Source organism: Mesorhizobium sp. B4-1-1 (assembly GCF_006439375.1).
Classification (GTDB): Bacteria; Pseudomonadota; Alphaproteobacteria; order Rhizobiales; family Rhizobiaceae; genus Mesorhizobium.
In genome coordinates this window covers 156009-173927 of the sequence record NZ_VFTH01000007.1, presented here as the reverse complement: position 1 = coordinate 173927, position 17919 = coordinate 156009, and the positions used below count along the sequence as shown (strand labels likewise).

Here is a 17919-nt window from a genome sequence, read left to right as displayed (position 1 = left end):
ATATACATAATCGTCATCCAAGCAAACGGAAAAGAAGATGGGTGGAGCAAACAACAAGAGCGGCCTTCGGGTCTGGCGCAATGCGCGCCTGGCGACCATGGCCGGGGGCGCGGCTGGCCTCGGCATCGTCGAGAAAGGCGCGGTCGCCGCGCATGACGGGCTTATTGTCTATGTCGGTCCCGAGGCCGACATGCCGACCGCTGCCGGGCAGGGCGCCGAAACCGTCGATTGCAAAGGCCGCTGGATCACGCCCGGCCTGATCGACTGCCACACCCATCTTGTCTATGCCGGCAACCGCGCCAACGAGTTCGAGATGCGACTGGCCGGCGCCACTTATGAAGAAGTGGCGCGCGCTGGGGGCGGCATCGTCTCCTCGGTCAAGTCGCTGCGCGCCGCCAGCGAGGACGAGCTGGTCGCTGAGACGCTGCCGCGTCTCGACGCGCTGATGGCCGAAGGCGTAACCACCGTAGAGGTGAAATCGGGATACGGCCTCGACCTCGAGAACGAGAAGAAGTCGCTGCGCGCCGCCCGCCGGCTGGGCAATGAGCGCCCTGTCACGGTCCGCACGACTTGTCTTGCCGCCCACGCGCTGCCGCCCGAAGCCGAAGGCGACAAGGACGCCTTCATCGATCTCGTCTCCGGCACGATCCTGCCGGAAGTCGCCGCCGAAAAGCTCGCCGACGCCATCGACGGTTTTTGCGAGGGCATAGCCTTTTCGCCCGAACAGATGGCGCGCGTCTTCGACAAGGCCAAGGCACTTGGCCTGCCCGTAAAACTGCACGCAGACCAACTCTCCAACCTGCATGGCGCGGCCCTTGCCGCCCGCTATGGCGCGTTGTCGGCCGACCATCTCGAATATACGGACGAGGAGGGCGCCGCGGCGATGGCCAGGGCCGGCACCGTGGCGACGATCCTGCCCGGCGCCTACTACTTCATCCGCGAGACGAAGAAGCCGCCGGTCGATCTCTTCCGCCGCCAAGGCGTGAAGATGGCTGTCGCCACCGATTCCAATCCCGGCACCTCGCCGCTCACCTCGCTGCTGCTCACCATGAACATGGCCGCGACGCTGTTCGGCATGACTGTCGACGAATGCCTCGCCGGCGTCACCCGCGAGGCCGCGCGTGCGCTGGGGCTTCTCGACAAGACCGGCACTTTGGAAACCGGCAAATCGGCCGATCTCGCCATCTGGGACATCGAGCGCCCGGCCGAACTCGTCTACCGCATGGGCTTCAATCCGCTCCATGCCCGTATCTGGAGAGGACAATGACCGAACTGACCCTGACGCCCGGCAACGCGACGCTTGCCGACTGGCGCGCCATCTATCGCGGCGCCGTGCCGAAGCTTGACGCCGCTTGCCGGCCGAAGATCAAGGCCAGCGCCGAGGCGGTCGCCCGCATCGTCGCCAAGGGCGAGCCGGTCTATGGCATCAACACCGGCTTCGGCAAGCTCGCCAGCGTCCGCATCCCGGCCGACGATCTCGAAACCCTCCAGCGCAACATCGTGCTTTCGCATGCCGCCGGCGTCGGCGAGCCGATGCCCGTCGCCGTTGTGCGGCTGATGATGGCGCTGAAACTCGCCAGCCTGGCCCAGGGCGCCTCCGGCGTGCGCCCTCAGACCATCGAATTGCTGGAAGCCATGCTCGCCAACGACGTCATCCCCGTCGTGCCCGCGCAAGGCTCGGTCGGCGCGTCCGGCGACCTTGCGCCGCTCTCGCATATGACCGCGGTGATGATCGGCGTCGGCGAGTGTTTCACGCCGCATGGCCGCTTCCCGGCCAAGGTCGCGTTCGTCTCGCATGGGCTGGAGCCGGTGACATTAGGCGCCAAGGAGGGCCTTGCGCTGCTCAACGGCACCCAGTTCTCGACCGCCTATGCTCTGGCCAGCCTGTTCGAGGCCGAGGTGCTCTACCAGTCGGCGCTGGTCGCCGGCGCGCTGTCGACCGACGCGGCACGAGGCTCCGATGCGCCTTTCGATCCGCGCATCCATCTTTTGAGAAAGCATCGCGGCCAGATCGAAACGGCGGATGCGCTCCGCAATCTCATGGCCGGCAGCGCCATTCGTGAATCGCACCGTGTCGGTGACGAGCGCGTGCAGGACCCGTACTGCCTGCGTTGCCAGCCGCAGGTGATGGGCGCCGCGCTTGACGTGCTGCGCAAGGCGGCCGACACGCTTGAGACCGAAGCCAATGGCGTCACCGACAATCCACTGATCTTCGCCGAAGACGACACGGCGCTTTCGGGCGGCAATTTCCATGCCGAGCCGGTGGCCTTCGCCGCCGACATGATCGCGCTTGCCGTCTGCGAGATCGGCTCGCTGTCGGAACGGCGCATCGCCATGCTGGTCGATCCGGCGCTGTCCGGCATGCCGGCCTTCCTGACGCCGAAGCCCGGCCTGAACTCGGGTTTCATGATCCCGCAGGTGACGGCCGCGGCGCTTGTCTCGGAAAACAAACAGAAGGCCTATCCGGCAAGCGTCGATTCGATCCCGACCTCGGCCAACCAGGAAGATCATGTCTCGATGGCGGCGCACGGCGCGCGCCGGCTGCTCGGCATGATCGAGAACGCCACCGCCGTCATCGGCATCGAGCTCCTGGCAGCCACGCAAGGCTGCGATTTCCACGCGCCGCTTGCCTCGAGCGAAGCACTGGAAGCGGTGCGCAAGCTGGTCCGGGCCGAAGTGCCGCATCTCGACAATGACCGCCATTTCCATCCCGACATGGAAAAGGCGATCGCCATGGTGCGCAGTGGCGCCACCGTGAAGGCGGCGAGCATTGTCGCGCTGCCGTCGATTGCGGGAGCGGCGTGATGGCAACGCCGTCCTGGCTCACCGTCACCCAAGGCACCGCGCCGCTGTTGGTCTCGATCCCGCACACCGGCATCGATCTTGCCGGCCTGGATAACCGGCTGGTCTCGACGTGGCTCGGCCAACGCGACTGCGATTGGTGGATCGACAAGCTCTACGATTTTGCGACCGATCTCGGCGCGACTGTCGTACATACCGCGATCTCGCGCACCGTCATCGACGTCAACCGCGATCCGTCGGGCGTTTCGCTCTATCCCGGGCAGGCGACGACTACCCTTTGCCCGACGGACACTTTTGATGGCGATCCGCTCTACCGCATGGGTGATGAGCCGACGCCGGCCGAGATCGACCAGCGCCGCGAGACTTATTTCAAGCCTTATCACACCGCCCTGCAGGCCGAGATCGATCGGCTGCGCGGCATGCACGACAAGATCGTGCTCTACGACTGCCATTCGATCCGCTCGGTGCTGCCGCGGCTGTTCGAAGGCACGCTGCCAGTCTTCAACCTCGGCACCAATGACGGCAAGAGCACCGATCCTGTGCTGCAGCAAAAGGTTGCCGCCATCCTCGCCGCGACCGGCGAGACCTGGGTGGTCAATGGCCGCTTCAAGGGCGGCTGGATCACCAGAAGCTTCGGCCGGCCTGAAAATGGCGTGCACGCGCTGCAGATGGAGCTCTCCAACCGCGGTTACATGCGTGAGCCGTCGGAAAGGGGTTCGCCGGAAAATTGGCCGGTGCCTTACGACGCCACCTACGCAGCGCCGATCCGCGCCACGCTGAAAACCATCCTCGAAACCGCCATTGAATGGGCCGGGCGCTGAGGCGCCGCCTTACTCGAAAGGGACAATGATGAACGATCCCCGTCACAACATCCGCGAAGTGCGCAGCCCCCGCGGCGACAAGCTCAACGCGCGCTACTGGACGACCGAGGCGCCGCTGCGCATGCTGATGAACAACCTCGACCCGGAGGTCGCCGAGAATCCGAACGAATTAGTCGTCTATGGCGGCATCGGCCGGGCCGCGCGCACCTGGAACGATTTTGACCGCATCGTCGCGTCGCTGAAGACGCTAGGCGAGGACGAGACGCTGCTGGTGCAGTCCGGCAAGCCGGTCGGCGTCTTCAAGACCCATTCCAACGCGCCGCGCGTGCTCATCGCCAACTCCAACATCGTGCCGCATTGGGCAACCTGGGAGAAGTTCAACGAGCTCGATAGGAAGGGCCTGATGATGTACGGCCAGATGACGGCCGGCTCCTGGATCTATATCGGCACGCAAGGCATCGTGCAGGGCACATACGAAACCTTCGTCGAGGCCGGCCGCCAGCACTACAACGGCAACCTCAAGGGCAAGTGGATCCTGACCGGCGGCCTCGGCGGCATGGGCGGCGCCCAGCCTCTGGCCGCCGTCATGGCCGGCGCTTGCTGCCTGGCCATCGAATGCAATCCGGACTCGATCGATTTCCGCCTGCGCACCCGTTATGTCGACGAAAAGGCCGAGACGCTCGACGAAGCGATGGAAATGATCGACCGCTGGACCAAGGCCGGCGAGGCAAAGTCGGTCGGCCTGCTCGGCAACGCGGCCGAGATCGTGCCGGAGATGTTCAGGCGCGGCATCCGTCCCGACATGGTCACCGATCAGACCTCGGCGCACGACCCCATCAACGGCTATCTGCCCAAGGGCTGGACGATGGCCGAATGGCGCGAGAAGCGCGTCTCGGACCCCAAGGCCGTCGAGAAGGCCGCCCGCGCTTCGATGCGCGAGCACGTCGAGGCGATGGTGGCGTTCTGGAACGCCGGCGTGCCGACGCTCGACTACGGCAACAACATCCGCCAGGTCGCCAAGGACGAAGGCTTCGAGAACGCTTTTGCCTTCCCCGGCTTCGTGCCGGCCTATATCCGGCCGCTGTTCTGCCGCGGCATCGGTCCGTTCCGCTGGGCGGCACTGTCCGGCGATCCGGAGGATATCTACAAGACCGACGCCAAGGTGCGCGAGCTGACCCCCGGCAACACCCATCTGCACAATTGGCTCGACATGGCGCGCGAGCGCATCTCGTTCCAGGGGCTGCCGGCGCGCATCTGCTGGGTCGGCCTCGGCGACCGCCACCGGCTCGGCCTGGCCTTCAACGAGATGGTGGCCAAGGGCGAGCTCAAGGCGCCGGTCGTCATCGGCCGCGACCACCTCGATTCCGGCTCTGTCGCCTCGCCGAACCGCGAGACCGAAGCGATGAAGGACGGCTCGGACGCCGTTTCCGACTGGCCGCTGCTCAACGCGCTGCTCAACACCGCATCGGGCGCCACCTGGGTGTCGCTGCACCATGGCGGCGGCGTCGGCATGGGCTTCTCGCAGCATGCCGGCATGGTGATCGTCGCCGACGGCACGGCGGATGCAGCCAAGCGCTTGGAGCGCGTGCTGTGGAACGACCCGGCGACCGGCGTCATGCGTCATGCCGATGCCGGCTACGACATCGCCATTGAGTGCGCCAAGGAGCACCAGCTCAACCTGCCGGGCATCCTGGGCTAGAGCATGATGCCGAAAAGTGTGAAGCGGTTTTCGGACAACATCATGCTCCCAACCAAAAAGACAGAGCCGGATGATTTCAGGTCGAATCGACTTGAAATCGTCCGGGGCTAGGCCGATGCGCATCCTTCGTGCCGCCGGCTACCGCGTCATGCCGTGGAAGAATGGCGGCGGCACGACCACCGAAATCGCCGTTTCCCCGGACGGCGCCGGGCTCGACGATTTCGACTGGCGCGTCTCGATGGCCCGCGTCGAGACCAGCGGGCCGTTCTCCAACTTCGCCGGCATAGACCGCACGCTGTCGGTGCTGGAAGGCGAGGGGATCGTGCTCGACATCGCCGGCCAGCCGTCGGCGCAACTGACCGCGGCTTCGGCACCGCTTGCCTTTCCGGGCGACGTGCCGACCGGGGCGGCGCTGATTGGCGGTCCGATCACCGATCTCAACGTCATGACCCGCCGTGGTCGGATGGCCCACAAGGTCGAGTGTCGGCCGCTTGCCAGTGAGATTCGCATCACGCCGCGCGCCGACACGACGCTGGTTCTGGCCGTCGGCGGAGGCCTCACGCTCTTCACGGACGATGCGCCGGGCCTGGGACCGCTCGACACGCTGATCCTCGACCGCGACAGCCCGGAATTGCGGCTTCAGCCCAAGGGGCAGGGCAGGCTTTTCGTGATCGAGCTCCATCGCCTCGCCGCCAACCATTAACGGCTGTTGCCAAACATGATCGCGGCTTGGGTGAATTATCGCCCGGCCTCTTGCATGTATCACGAAAAAGCCTGAATCCTTGCCCTGATCCAACCGGGGGCGGAGAGCGAGGGGCGTTCGCCCACGAGCTGTCGAAAGGGCACGCCCCTGTTGTGGTGCGCAAGACAAACTTTCGGCCAACCAGTCATGCAACCAATTGCAATAGAACCGGTTTTAGGGGCATTGCCGTGGCGGTGACGCCGCATTGCGCCCCCGCTTACGGAATTTTCAATGAACATTCAGACGAACCCGAACAAGATCGAACAGACAAGCGCCGGCTTCCCGGCGGCGACGGAAGCGCCGATACGTTCCAATTTCCTGCCTGAGGACCGGCTGCGCGCCTTGGGCGTTGCGCTCGCCAACGGCGAAGTCAAGGAATTGTTCGGGCTCGCTCCGTTCGAGTTCCAGGCCCGCATCCGCGACAGCGCCAAGAAGATCCTCGAAGTCTACCGTTCGACCAACGCCGCCCAGGCCAAGGGCGAGACCATCACGCCGGCCGCGCAATGGCTGCTCGACAACAACTATCTGGTCGAGGAGACAATCTTCCAGGTCAAGCGCGACCTGCCGCGCCGCTTCTATCGCCAACTGCCGACGCTGACACTGGGCGACGGCACGGTGCTGCCGCGCGCCTTCGTCGTTGCCTGGAGCTATGTCGAGCATTCCGACAGCTCCGTCTCGGCCAATATGTTCAAGGCGATCGTCGAGGGCTTCCAGTCGGTCGAGCCGATGAAGATCGGCGAGCTCTGGGCGCTGCCGTCGCTGCTGCGCTTCGTGCTGATCGAGAACCTGCGCCGCATCGCCGTGCGCGTCGATCGCACCAGGCAGATGCGCCACATCGCCAACGAGGTCGCCGACCGCGTTCTGGCGACCGACGACAATGCCGACCGCACGAGGATCCTGTCCAACTACGGCACCCATGCGCAGGACACCACCTTCGCCACCCAGCTGCTCTACCGCTTGCGCGACGGGTCGCAGAACGCCGGCCGCGCGCTGGAATGGCTGGAAGGCGAGCTCGAAAAGACCGGTTCCGACGCCGAGGAGATCATCATCTCCGAGCATCAGACGCTCTCCAGCGGCAACGTCACGACCGGCAACATCATCCGCGGTCTGCGCCTCATCAACGACGTCGACTGGACGGTCTGGTTCGAGGGCGTCAGCCGCATCGACACGCTGCTGCGCCAGAAGACCGATTTCGCCGACCTCGACTTCTTCTCGCGCGACCAGTACCGCACCGCGATCGAGCAGCTGGCGCGCCGCTCGGACCTGTCCGAATACCGGGTGGCCGAAAAGGCGATCGAGCTTGCCGGCCACACACCCGGCGTTACCGACGCGTCCGGCGTGCCCGAAACCGCCGACCCCGACGTGCATACCGATGTCGGCTTCTTCCTGGTTGGCCCGCGCCGCCAGGAACTGGAAGAGGCGATCGGCTACCGGCCGCCTTTCTATGTGACCTTCAAGCGCGGCTTTGCCAGCGCCGGCTGGCTGGGCATCGTCGTGCCGGTCTTCCTTTTGACGGCGCTGCTGCTCGTGCTGTCGGGCAGGGCGCTCGCCAATCTCGGCCTGTCGGTGGAATCGATCACGCTGATGCTGGCGCTGTTCGCGGTGCCGGCAAGCGAAGGCGCGCTGGCCTTCTTCAACACCGTGGTGGCGTTGTTCCTGAAGCCCACCCGGCTTGTCGGTTACGATTACAACAAGCACGGCATCCCAGCCCAGTCGCGCACGCTGGTCGTCGTGCCTTCGCTGATCGGCTCGCGCGACGACGTCGAGGAAAACATCCGCAACATCGAGGTGCATCACCTCGCCAACACGGCCGAGGAGATCCATTTCGCCCTGTTGTCCGACTGGCCGGATTCCAAGACCGAGATCGACGCCGCCGACATCGAGATCCTGCAATATGCCCGCGACGAGATCGCCAGGCTGAACGCCCGGTATCCGTCGGAAGGCTCGCCGCGCTTCTACCTCCTGCATCGCCGCCGGCTCTACAACCAGGCGCAGGGCTGCTGGATGGGCTGGGAGCGCAAGCGCGGCAAGCTGCATGAACTGAACCTTCTGCTGCGCGGCGACAGCGACACCACGTTCCTGCCGCTCGACGTGCCGCTGCCGGAAAAGGTCGTCTATGTGATGACGCTCGACGCCGACACGCGCACCACGCGCGACGCGGTTTCGGACCTGGTCGGCAAGCTTGCCCACCCGCTCAACCGCCCGCATTTCGATCCGGTAAAGCGTGTCGTCACCGCCGGCTACACCATCCTGCAGCCGCGCATCACCGCCTCGCTCACCAGCGGCGACGATGCCTCCTTCTTCCAGCGCGTCTTCTCGGCCAATCGCGGCCTCGACCCCTATGTCTTCGCGGTCTCCGACCTCTACCAGGACGTCTTCGGCGACGGCTCCTTCACCGGCAAGGGCCTCTACCATGTCGACGCCTTCGAAGCGGCTTTGAAGAACCGCATCGACGAAAACACCATCCTCAGCCACGACCTGCTCGAAGGCGCGCTGGCGCGGGCCGCGCTGGTGACGGATGTGGAGCTGGTCGAGGACTATCCGACGCGCTACTCGGTCGACGCCTCGCGCCACCATCGCTGGGCGCGCGGCGACTGGCAGCTGCTCGGCTACATCTTCGATCCGCGCTCCGGCGTGCCTGCGCTGTCGCGCTGGAAGATGGTCGATAATCTTCGCCGCTCGGTCACGCCGATCTTCTGGGTGATGGCCTGCGTCGCCGGCTGGACACTGCTGCCCTTCACCCAGGCGGCGCAGTGGCAGGCGCTTCTGATCCTCAGCCTGTTCATGGCGCCGACCTTCGACATCGTGAACGGCATCCTGCCGAAGAGCGGCGACCAGACGCCGCGCGGCCATTTCTCCGCTTTGGCCCGCGACACCGTGTTCGGCACCGCGCTTGTGGCGCTGAAAGTGCTGTTGATGGCGCATCTCGCCTGGATGATGGGCGATGCCATCATCCGCACCATCTACCGACTCTTCGTCAGCCGTCAGAACCTGCTAGAATGGCGCACCGCCTCGCAGGCCGCCAAGAACAGCGGCAGCGATCTCGGCGCCTATTACGGCATGATGTATGGCGCGGTCATCATCGGCGTCGTCGGCCTCGCGATTCCGGTGCTGGCCGATTCCACCGGCGCCTTCGTCGCTTTCTTCTTCGCCATCTTCTGGATCGCTTCGCCCGCCGTCGCCTGCTGGATCAGCCGGTCGGCCGAAACCGAGGACAGGCTGCGCATCTCGACCGCCGACATCCACGCGCTGCGCACCTTCGCGCGCCGCACCTGGCACTATTTCGAGACCTTCGTCACGCCCGAGCAGCATCACCTGCCGCCGGACAATTTCCAGGAAAGCCCCGCGCCCGTGGTGGCGCCGCGCACCTCGCCGACCAATATCGGCGTCTATCTGCTTTCGGTGGTTTCGGCGCGCGATTTCGGCTGGATCAGCCTGTCGGACGCCATCACCCGCATCGACGCCACGATGACGACCATCGAGAACATGCCGCGCGATCGCGGTCATCTCTACAACTGGTATGACACGACGACGCTGAAGCCGCTTTATCCGCTCTACATCTCCGCGGTCGACAGCGGCAATCTCGCCGGCCATCTGGTCGCGGTGGCCGCCTCCTGCGCCGAATGGGCCGAGGCGCCGTCGGTGCACCTGCAGGGCGATTTCGAAGGCATCATCGACACCGTCTCCATTCTCGACGAAAGCCTGGACGAATTGCCGGACGACCGCCGGCAGCTGCGCCCCCTGCGCCAGCGCCTGGCCGACCGTCTCGATGGCATGCGTCGTGCCGTTGCGACCATCAAGGCGCAGCCGGAGATGGCGTCGATCCGCACCATCAACCTTGCCGTGCTGGCTGGCGAAATACGCAAGCTCGCCACCGCCATCCACACCGAAGCGGCCTCGCCGAAGAGCGATGTCATCGCCGACTGGGCGGAACGGCTGGAAGCGACCTGCGAGGCGCATGTGCACGATTCGCACAATGACGAGAGCGCGGTCGCCGCATTGCGCGCCAAGCTGCTTGCGCTGCGCGAGCGCTGCCGCCGCTATGCCTTCGAGATGGATTTCTCCTTCCTGATGCGCCAGGAGCGCAAGCTGCTGTCGATCGGCTACCGGGTCGAGGACCGCCAGCTCGACGAGAGCTGCTACGACCTGCTCGCCTCCGAGGCGCGGCTCACCAGCCTGTTCGCCATCGCCAAGGGCGACCTGCCGACCGAGCATTGGTTCCGTCTCGGGCGGCCGATCGTCGAGATCGGCTTCCAGGGCGCGTTGATGTCCTGGTCGGGCTCGATGTTCGAGTATCTGATGCCGCCGCTGGTGATGAAGGAGCCGCAGGGCTCGATCCTCAACCAGACCAGCAAGCTCATCATCAAGCGCCAGATCCAGTATGCGCGTTCGAAGAACGTGCCTTGGGGCATTTCGGAAGCGGCCTACAATGCCCGCGACCGCGAGCTCACCTATCAGTACACCAATTTCGGCGTACCCGGCCTCGGCTTGAAGCGCGGCCTTGGCCAGAACACCGTGATCGCACCCTATGCAACGATCCTGGCCGCGCAGTTCAGCCCGCGCGAGGCGGTGCAGAACCTGCAGCGGCTGCGCGCGATCGGCGCGCTTGGCCGCCACGGCTTCTACGATGCGGTCGATTTCACGCCGCAGCGCGTGCCCGAAGGCACCGATCACGCGGTGGTGCAGAACTACATGGCGCACCATTCCGGCATGTCGATCGCCGCCGTCGCGGACGCCATTTTCGAGGGCCGGCTGCGCGAGCGTTTCCACAGCGATCCGGTGATCGAGTCGGCCGAGCTTCTGTTGCAGGAGAAGGCGCCGCGCGACATTCCGACCGCGACGGTAAGGACGGAAGCGGACGAGCGATCCAAGGACGAGACCGAGACCGAGAGCCCCGACAGCCGCGTCATCCTCGATCCCATCAAGGCGCTGCGCGCGACCAACGTCATGTCCAACGGCCGCTATTCGGTCATGGTCACCGCGACCGGCTCCGGCTACAGCCGCTTCGGCGAGCTTGCCGTCACCCGCTGGCAGCCGGATCCGAGCGAGGACCGCCTCGGCTCCTACATCTTCCTGCGCGACACCGCGACGGGTGACTGGTGGTCGGCCACGGCGGAACCGAAGCGCGCCGAGGGCGAACGCGTGCAGACGCTGTTCGGCGACGACAAGGCGAGCTTCACCAAGTCCGTAGGCTCGCTGCGATCGGAGGTCGAGTGCATTGTCATTTCCGAAGGCAATGGCGAGGGCCGCCGCATCACCCTCTACAATGACGGTGCTGCCGACCGGCATATCGAGGTGACCTCCTTCGCCGAGCTGGTGCTGGGCAACGAAGCCTCGGACAACGCGCATCCGGCGTTCTCCAAGATGTTCGTCGAGACCGAGATCGCGCCGAACAACGGCGCGATCTTCGCCACGCGGCGCAAGCGCGACAAGAACGACCCCGACCTCACCATGGTGCATTTCGTCACCGACCCGTCGGGCCCGTCGCGCGATGCCGAGGCCGAGACCGACCGGCGCGCCTTCATCGGCCGTGGCCGCACCATCGCCGATGCCGTCGCCTTCGATCCCGGCGTCAGGCTTTCCGGCAGCCAGGGCTTCACGCTCGACCCGGTGGCAGCACTTCGCCGCCAGGTGCGCGTGCCGGCCAACAAGAAGATCTCGCTGACCTTCTGGACCGCCGTCGGCGCCAATCGCGCCGAGCTCGACGAGGCGATCGCCCGCCTCGACCACCAAGAGAGCTTCGCCCGCCAGGCCATGCTGGCCTGGACGCGCAGCCAGGTGCAGACGCGCCATCTGGGGCTCAGCCTCACCGACGCCGCCAACGTGCAGAAGCTGGCGCGCTACCTGATCTATCCCGATCCGTTCCTGCGCCTGCCGGCGGAATCCATCGCGTCGGGCCTCGGCCGCCAGTCGAGCCTGTGGCCGACCAGCATCTCCGGCGATTTCCCGATCTTCCTCGTGCGCATCGGCGACGTCGCCGATCTCGAGATCGTCGCCCAGGCGCTCCGCTTCCAGGAATACATGCGCGCCCGCGGCATGATGATCGACTTCGTCGTCGTCAACGAGCAGGCCTCGTCCTATGTGCAGGACCTGCAGCGCGCCGTGGAGACGCTGTGCGAGAACAGCCGCCTGCGCGGACGCGAGCTCGGGCCACGCCAGCACATCTTCGCCGTGCGCCGCGACCTGATGGATGAGCCGACCTACAAGACCTTGCTGTCGGTGGCGCGCGTCGTGCTGCACACCCGCAACGGCACGATCTTCGACCAGCTCGAACGCGCCGAGACCGCGGCCCTCCAGGCCCGCGATGCCTTGCTTCAGGCCGAGGGCGGCTCGCCGCGCGAACCGGTTCCGCCGCTGCCTTTGCCGGTGCCTGCAAGCCAGGGGGGAAGCGATATCGCCGCCGACGGCGGCGGTCTCAGCCTGTGGAACGGCTTTGGCGGCTTCGACGGCGACGGCCGCCACTATGTCACCCGGCTGACGGGGCGGCGTTCGACGCCGCAGCCCTGGATCAACGTCATCTCCAACGCTGCCTTCGGCTTCCACGTCTCGGCCGAAGGCGCCGGCTTCACCTGGAGCCGCAACAGCCGCGACTACCAGTTGACGCCGTGGTCGAACGATCCGGTGTCGAACCGGCCGGGCGAGGGCTTCTATGTCTTCGACCACGCCAGCGGCAAGGCGTTCTCGCCGATGGCCGCGACGGTCCGCGATCCGTCGATGACCTATGAGACCTGGCACGGCCAGGGCTTTTCCACCTTCCGCTCCAAGCGCGGGCCGCTCTCGATGGACCTGACGCAGGTTGTCGATCCCGTCGATCCGGTGAAGGTCAGCCGGCTGCGCATCCAGAATTCGGGCTCCGTGCCGGCGCGCCTGCGCGTCTATGCCTATGCCGAATGGGTGCTGGGCGGCCATCGCTCGCGCACCGCGGCGACCATCGTGCCCTCGCGCGACGCTGCGACGGGCGCGCTTCTGGCGCAAAACCCCTATGGCCTCGACTTCGGCGAGCGTGTCGCCTTCCTGGGGGCCAGCCATCCAATCCAATCGGTGACCGCTGACCGCTCCGAATTCGTCGGCAGGCACGGCACGACGGAGTATCCGCAAGCCGTGTTAGGCGGGCTTGCGCTTTCCGGGCGCATCGAGGCGGGCGACGATCCTTGCGCGGTTGTCGCCAGCGACATCGACATTCCGGCCGGTGGCGACGTGACGCTGCTCTGGCTGCTTGGCGACGCGGCCACGTCCGCCGAGGCAAGCGCCCTGGTGCAGACCCACCGCGGCAAGGATTTCGACCAGCGCCTGGCCGACAATGAAAAGGCCTGGCGCGGCTTCCTCGACACCATCCAGGTCGAGACGCCCGACGAAGCGATGAACGCCATGGTCAACCACTGGCTGCCCTATCAGGCCGTTGCCTGCCGCATCCGCGCGCGCTCGGCCTTCTACCAGGCGAGCGGCGCTTTCGGCTTCCGTGACCAGTTGCAGGACACGCTCGCCCTTCTGGCGCACGACCCGAAGCTGGCGCGTGACCAGATCCTCAATGCCGCGCGCCGGCAGTTCCCGGAGGGCGACGTGCAGCACTGGTGGTTGCCGCGCACCGATGCCGGCGTGCGCACCATGATCTCCGACGACGTGGTCTGGCTTGCGCACGCGACGGCCCGCTACATCGAGGTGACCGGCGACGCCGCGATCCTCAAGGAGCAGTTGCCCTTCATCGACGGGCAGCAGCTCGGCGAGGGCGAGCATGACGCCTTCTTCACGCCCGAGATCACCAAGAACACCGCGCCGCTCTATGACCATTGCGCGCGGGCGCTCGATCTGGCGATCAAGCGCAGCAGTCCTGCAGGCCTCCCGCTCATCCTCGGCGGCGACTGGAACGACGGCATGAACCGTGTCGGCGAGGGCGGCAAGGGCGAGAGCGTGTGGCTGGGCTGGTTCCTTCTGAAGACGCTGACCGACTTCGCGCCTGTCGCCAAGGGACAGGGCGACGCCAAGCGGGCGCAGGCCTGGGTGAAGCACGCGGACGCGCTGAAGCGGGCCCTGGAAAGCACCGCCTGGGACGGCCAGTGGTATCGGCGCGGCAGCTTCGACGACGGCACGCCGCTCGGCTCGCACAATTCGCACGAGTGCAAGATCGATTCCATCGCCCAGTCCTGGAGCGTGCTGTCGGGCGAGGGCGATCCGGCGCGCTCGACGACGGCCATGGAACAGGCGACCGAACTGCTGGTCGACGACGATCTCAAGATCGTCAAGCTGTTCACGCCGCCCTTCTCGACAAGCGAGCACGACCCTGGCTACATCAAGAGCTACCCGCCAGGCGTGCGCGAGAATGGCGGCCAGTACACCCATGCCGCCACCTGGTTCGTGATCGCGCTGGCCGAGATGGGCCGCACCGACGAGGCCTACCGCTGCTTCTCAATGCTGAACCCGGTCAATCACGCTGTGGACGAGGCGGCGGCCGAGCACTACCGCGTCGAGCCCTATGTCGTGGCCGCCGACATCTATGCCGGCGAAGGCAAGGGTGGCCGTGGCGGCTGGACCTGGTATACGGGCTCGGCCGGCTGGCTTTACCGCGCCGCAGTGGAAGGCATCCTCGGCATCGAGCGGCGCGGCAAGGAGATCACGTTTAGGCCGAAGCTGCCCGGGCACTGGGACGGCTACGCCGCGACGCTCAAGATGTTCGACGGCGAAGTCAAGCTTCGCGTCATCCGCGACAAAAAGACCAAGTCGATCTCGCTAGAAGTCGACGGCTCGAAGAAAAAATCGGCCTCGTTTGAGCCGAAAGCCGGCGGCAGGACCGAAGTCGTCGTCAGGATACCTGCGTAAAATCAAAGTCTTGGCTTGTCGGCCGCGCGTCCCTAGGGGTGCGCGGCCGATCGCCGTTTTTACTTGGCGAGCCTCTCGCGCCCGAGCGCGTGCCTTACTTTAGGGCAGGCTAAGCAAGAGGCTTGTGATTAAAAATGTGGCAGCGTGGGGCAAGTGCCATTATTTTGCCGCAAGGCTGACATTTCACCTTTTATCTCAAACCGTTAGGTGATCACGTCAGATTTCGTACCGTCGTCATCTTTTGTTCGCTAAATGGGAACGGAAGGGATAGACGACGCATTGTTTCGCGACACATTAACCGATACGTGTCAAAAAATGGTGCGGTGCACAATACGGGCATTGAGCACGGACAAGAGTTTGGCGGAGTAGCTGAAGTGTCACTTCTGCAGATCTACTTTAGAGCGCTGGGTTATCTGGCGGCCGACAAGAAGCGCGTCGCGCTGATTTGCTGCGCCAATGTCGCGCTCGCGGCGATCGCAATCCTCGAGCCGATCCTGCTCGGCCGGGTGATCGGTGCCATCTCGGAAAAAGGCCCGGTGTTTTCGACGCTCGCCGTCTGGGCCGCTCTTGGCATCTTCAACGTCATCGCCTTCGTGCTGGTGGCGCGCGGCGCCGATCGCTTCGCCCATGCCCGCCGCTCCGAAGTGCTGTGCCAGTCCTTCGAGCGTGTGATCACCATGCCGCTCGCCTGGCATCACCAGCGCGGCACGTCCAATTCGCTGCACACGCTGCTGCGCGCCGTCGAGACCCTGTTCAGCCTGTGGCTCGAATTCATGCGCGTGCATCTCTCGACCGCCATCGCGCTGGTGCTGCTGGTGCCGACCGCGCTCGCCATGGATATCCGCATGTCCATCGTGCTGCTCGGCCTCGGCGTGCTCTACGTTGGCATCGGCCGCATCGTCATGCGCCGCACCAAGTCGGGGCAGACCGCCGTCGAGCGCCACTACCACACCGTCTTTGCCCATGTCTCCGACAGCGTCAGCAATGTCGCCGTGCTGCAGAGCTACAACCGCATCGGCCATGAGACCGCGACGTTGAAGCGTTACGTCAAGGACCTTCTCGACGCGCAGAACCCGGTGCTCGACTGGTGGGCGATCGCCAATGCGCTGAACCGCCTGTCGTCGACCATCTCGATGATGATCGTGCTGTCGATCGGCGCCTATCTCGTTACCCAGGGCCAGCTCCGCGTCGGAGATGTCGTCGCCTTCACCGGCTTTGCCGGGATGCTGATCGCCCGCCTCGACCAGATGTCTGCCTTCACGACGCAGATTTCCGAGGCGCGCGCCAAGCTCGAGGACTTCTACCGTCTTGAAGACTCGGCCGGCGATACCGTCGAGCCCGATGGCCTGCGCGAGCTCACCAACGTCACCGGCCATGTGCGCTTCGAGGACGTCAGCTTCGAGTTCGCCAATTCCGGTCACGGCATCGAGGACGTCTCGTTCGAGGTCCAGGCCGGCCAGACGGTCGCCATCGTCGGCCCGACCGGCGCCGGTAAGACGACGCTCATCAATCTGTTGCAGCGCGTCTTCACGCCGTCCAGCGGCCGCATCCTGATCGACGGCATCGATACCCGCACGGTGACCCGCAAGTCGCTGCGCCATTCGATCGCCACCGTCTTCCAGGACGCCGGCCTGCTCAACCGCTCGATCGAGGACAACATCCGCGTCGGCCGCGCCGATGCGAGCAATGACGAGGTGCACGCTGCCGCCAATGCCGCCGCCGCGCAGGACTTCATCCTCTCCAAGAGCTGCGGCTACGACACCGTCGTCGGCGAGCGCGGCGGCCAGCTCTCGGGCGGCGAGCGCCAGCGTATCGCCATTGCCCGCGCCGTGCTGAAGGATGCCCCGATCCTGGTGCTCGACGAGGCGACCAGCGCGCTCGACGTGGAAACCGAGGACCGCGTCAAGGAAGCGATCGACGAGCTGCGCCGCAACCGCACGACCTTCATCATCGCTCACCGCCTGACCACGGTCCGCGACGCCGACCTCGTCGTCTTCATGGACAACGGCAAGGTGGTCGAGTCCGGCGGCTTCACCGAGCTGTCGCTGCGTAACGGCCGCTTCGCCTCCCTGCTGCGCGCCGGCGGCCTGCTCAACGACGAGGAGGTCCGCCGCCTCAGCCGTCCGGTTACGGAAGCGGCGTAAAGGCTGCGACTCCCCCGATTGCCCCTGACCCATTGCCGGTCTATTTAGGTCGGCATGAGCGACACCACCTCACGACTTGCCGCCTGGACCGATCTCGCCAACCCGACGCGCTTCGTCGGGCTGGCGGACAAGATCATTCCGTGGCTGGCGGCGGTCGCGGCGATCCTGCTCGCCATCGGCCTCTATATGAGCTTCACCGCGCCGGAGGATTTCCAGCAGGGCATCACCGTGCGCATCATGTACATCCATGTGCCTTTCGCCTGGCTCGCCATGATGTGCTACACGATCATGGCGATCGCGGCGCTGGGAACGCTGGTCTGGCGTCATCCGCTGGCCGACGTGGCGCTGAAATCGGCGGCGCCGATCGGCGCCACCTTTACAGCCCTGGCCCTGATCACCGGCTCCATCTGGGGCAAGCCGATGTGGGGCACCTGGTGGGTGTGGGATGCACGGCTGACCTCGGTGTTCGTGCTGTTCCTGATGTATCTCGGCATCATCGCGCTGACCCGGGCGCTGGATGATGCCGGCCGCGCCGCCTGGGCCGCCGCCATCATCACGCTGGTCGGCTTCATCAACATCCCGATCATCAAATTCTCGGTCGACTGGTGGAACACGTTGCATCAGCCGGCGTCGGTCTTCCGCCTGGGCGGCCCGACCATCGACCCTTCGATGCTGTGGCCGCTCGGCGCCATGGCGCTCGGCTTCACCGTGCTGTTCTTCGCGCTGCATCTGATGGCGATGCGCACGGAGATTTTCAGGCGCCGCGTGACTGCGATGCGCAGGGTTGCAGCGCGACAGGCGGAGCGGATCTAACTTCTCCTCTCGTGGGGTGAGAAGCGGCCGCGGTAGCGGACGAAAAGCCAATTGCTTGGCTTTTCGAGCTTTGAACGCCCTGAG

At 65.6% G+C, this 17919-nt stretch carries 8 protein-coding genes; all 8 read left to right on the top strand.

Annotated features, from left to right (window positions below; genetic code table 11):
- Positions 1–37: 37 nt before the first annotated feature.
- The 8 genes from hutI (at position 38) to FJW10_RS12650 (ending at position 17835) form a co-directional block, all read left to right on the top strand.
- On the top strand, positions 38–1267 hold the full coding sequence (hutI, locus tag FJW10_RS12685) for an imidazolonepropionase (RefSeq protein ID WP_140900347.1): 1230 nt from the start codon (positions 38–40) through the stop codon (positions 1265–1267).
- Positions 1264–2805 (top strand): histidine ammonia-lyase, encoded by a 1542-nt coding sequence (hutH, locus tag FJW10_RS12680; RefSeq protein ID WP_140900346.1) that lies wholly within the window; start codon positions 1264–1266, stop codon positions 2803–2805. Before hutI ends, hutH begins: the two co-directional genes overlap by 4 nt.
- Positions 2805–3623: an N-formylglutamate deformylase gene (gene hutG, locus FJW10_RS12675; protein WP_140835449.1), complete on the top strand. Its 819-nt coding sequence runs from the start codon at positions 2805–2807 to the stop codon at positions 3621–3623. The genes hutH and hutG overlap by 1 nt, the downstream gene beginning before the upstream one ends.
- Positions 3624–3648: 25 nt before the next feature.
- Positions 3649–5322, top strand: a complete 1674-nt coding sequence (hutU, locus tag FJW10_RS12670) for a urocanate hydratase (protein ID WP_181177511.1) — start codon at positions 3649–3651, stop codon at positions 5320–5322.
- 115 nt (positions 5323–5437) lie between these two features.
- On the top strand, positions 5438–6025 hold the full coding sequence (locus FJW10_RS12665; protein ID WP_140900345.1) for a HutD family protein: 588 nt from the start codon (positions 5438–5440) through the stop codon (positions 6023–6025).
- A 270-nt stretch (positions 6026–6295) separates the two neighbouring features.
- Complete coding sequence (locus tag FJW10_RS12660) at positions 6296–14878, top strand: glucoamylase family protein (protein ID WP_140900344.1); 8583 nt, start codon at positions 6296–6298, stop codon at positions 14876–14878.
- A gap of 374 nt (positions 14879–15252) precedes the next feature.
- Entirely contained in the window at positions 15253–17022 is a 1770-nt protein-coding gene (locus FJW10_RS12655) for a glucan ABC transporter ATP-binding protein/ permease (RefSeq protein ID WP_140835452.1), read from the top strand.
- Between the two features lie 54 nt (positions 17023–17076).
- Positions 17077–17835 (top strand): heme ABC transporter permease, encoded by a 759-nt coding sequence (locus FJW10_RS12650; RefSeq protein WP_140900343.1) that lies wholly within the window; start codon positions 17077–17079, stop codon positions 17833–17835.
- Positions 17836–17919: the final 84 nt, after the last annotated feature.

Coding starts and splice junctions, on each gene's coding strand:
- hutH (WP_140900346.1), top strand. CDS start 1,264: ATGACCGAACTGACCCTGACGCCCGGCAACGCGACGCTTGCCGACTGG.
- FJW10_RS12665 (WP_140900345.1), top strand. CDS start 5,438: ATGCGCATCCTTCGTGCCGCCGGCTACCGCGTCATGCCGTGGAAGAAT.
- hutG (WP_140835449.1), top strand. CDS start 2,805: ATGGCAACGCCGTCCTGGCTCACCGTCACCCAAGGCACCGCGCCGCTG.
- FJW10_RS12650 (WP_140900343.1), top strand. CDS start 17,077: ATGAGCGACACCACCTCACGACTTGCCGCCTGGACCGATCTCGCCAAC.
- FJW10_RS12660 (WP_140900344.1), top strand. CDS start 6,296: ATGAACATTCAGACGAACCCGAACAAGATCGAACAGACAAGCGCCGGC.
- hutI (WP_140900347.1), top strand. CDS start 38: ATGGGTGGAGCAAACAACAAGAGCGGCCTTCGGGTCTGGCGCAATGCG.
- hutU (WP_181177511.1), top strand. CDS start 3,649: ATGATGAACGATCCCCGTCACAACATCCGCGAAGTGCGCAGCCCCCGC.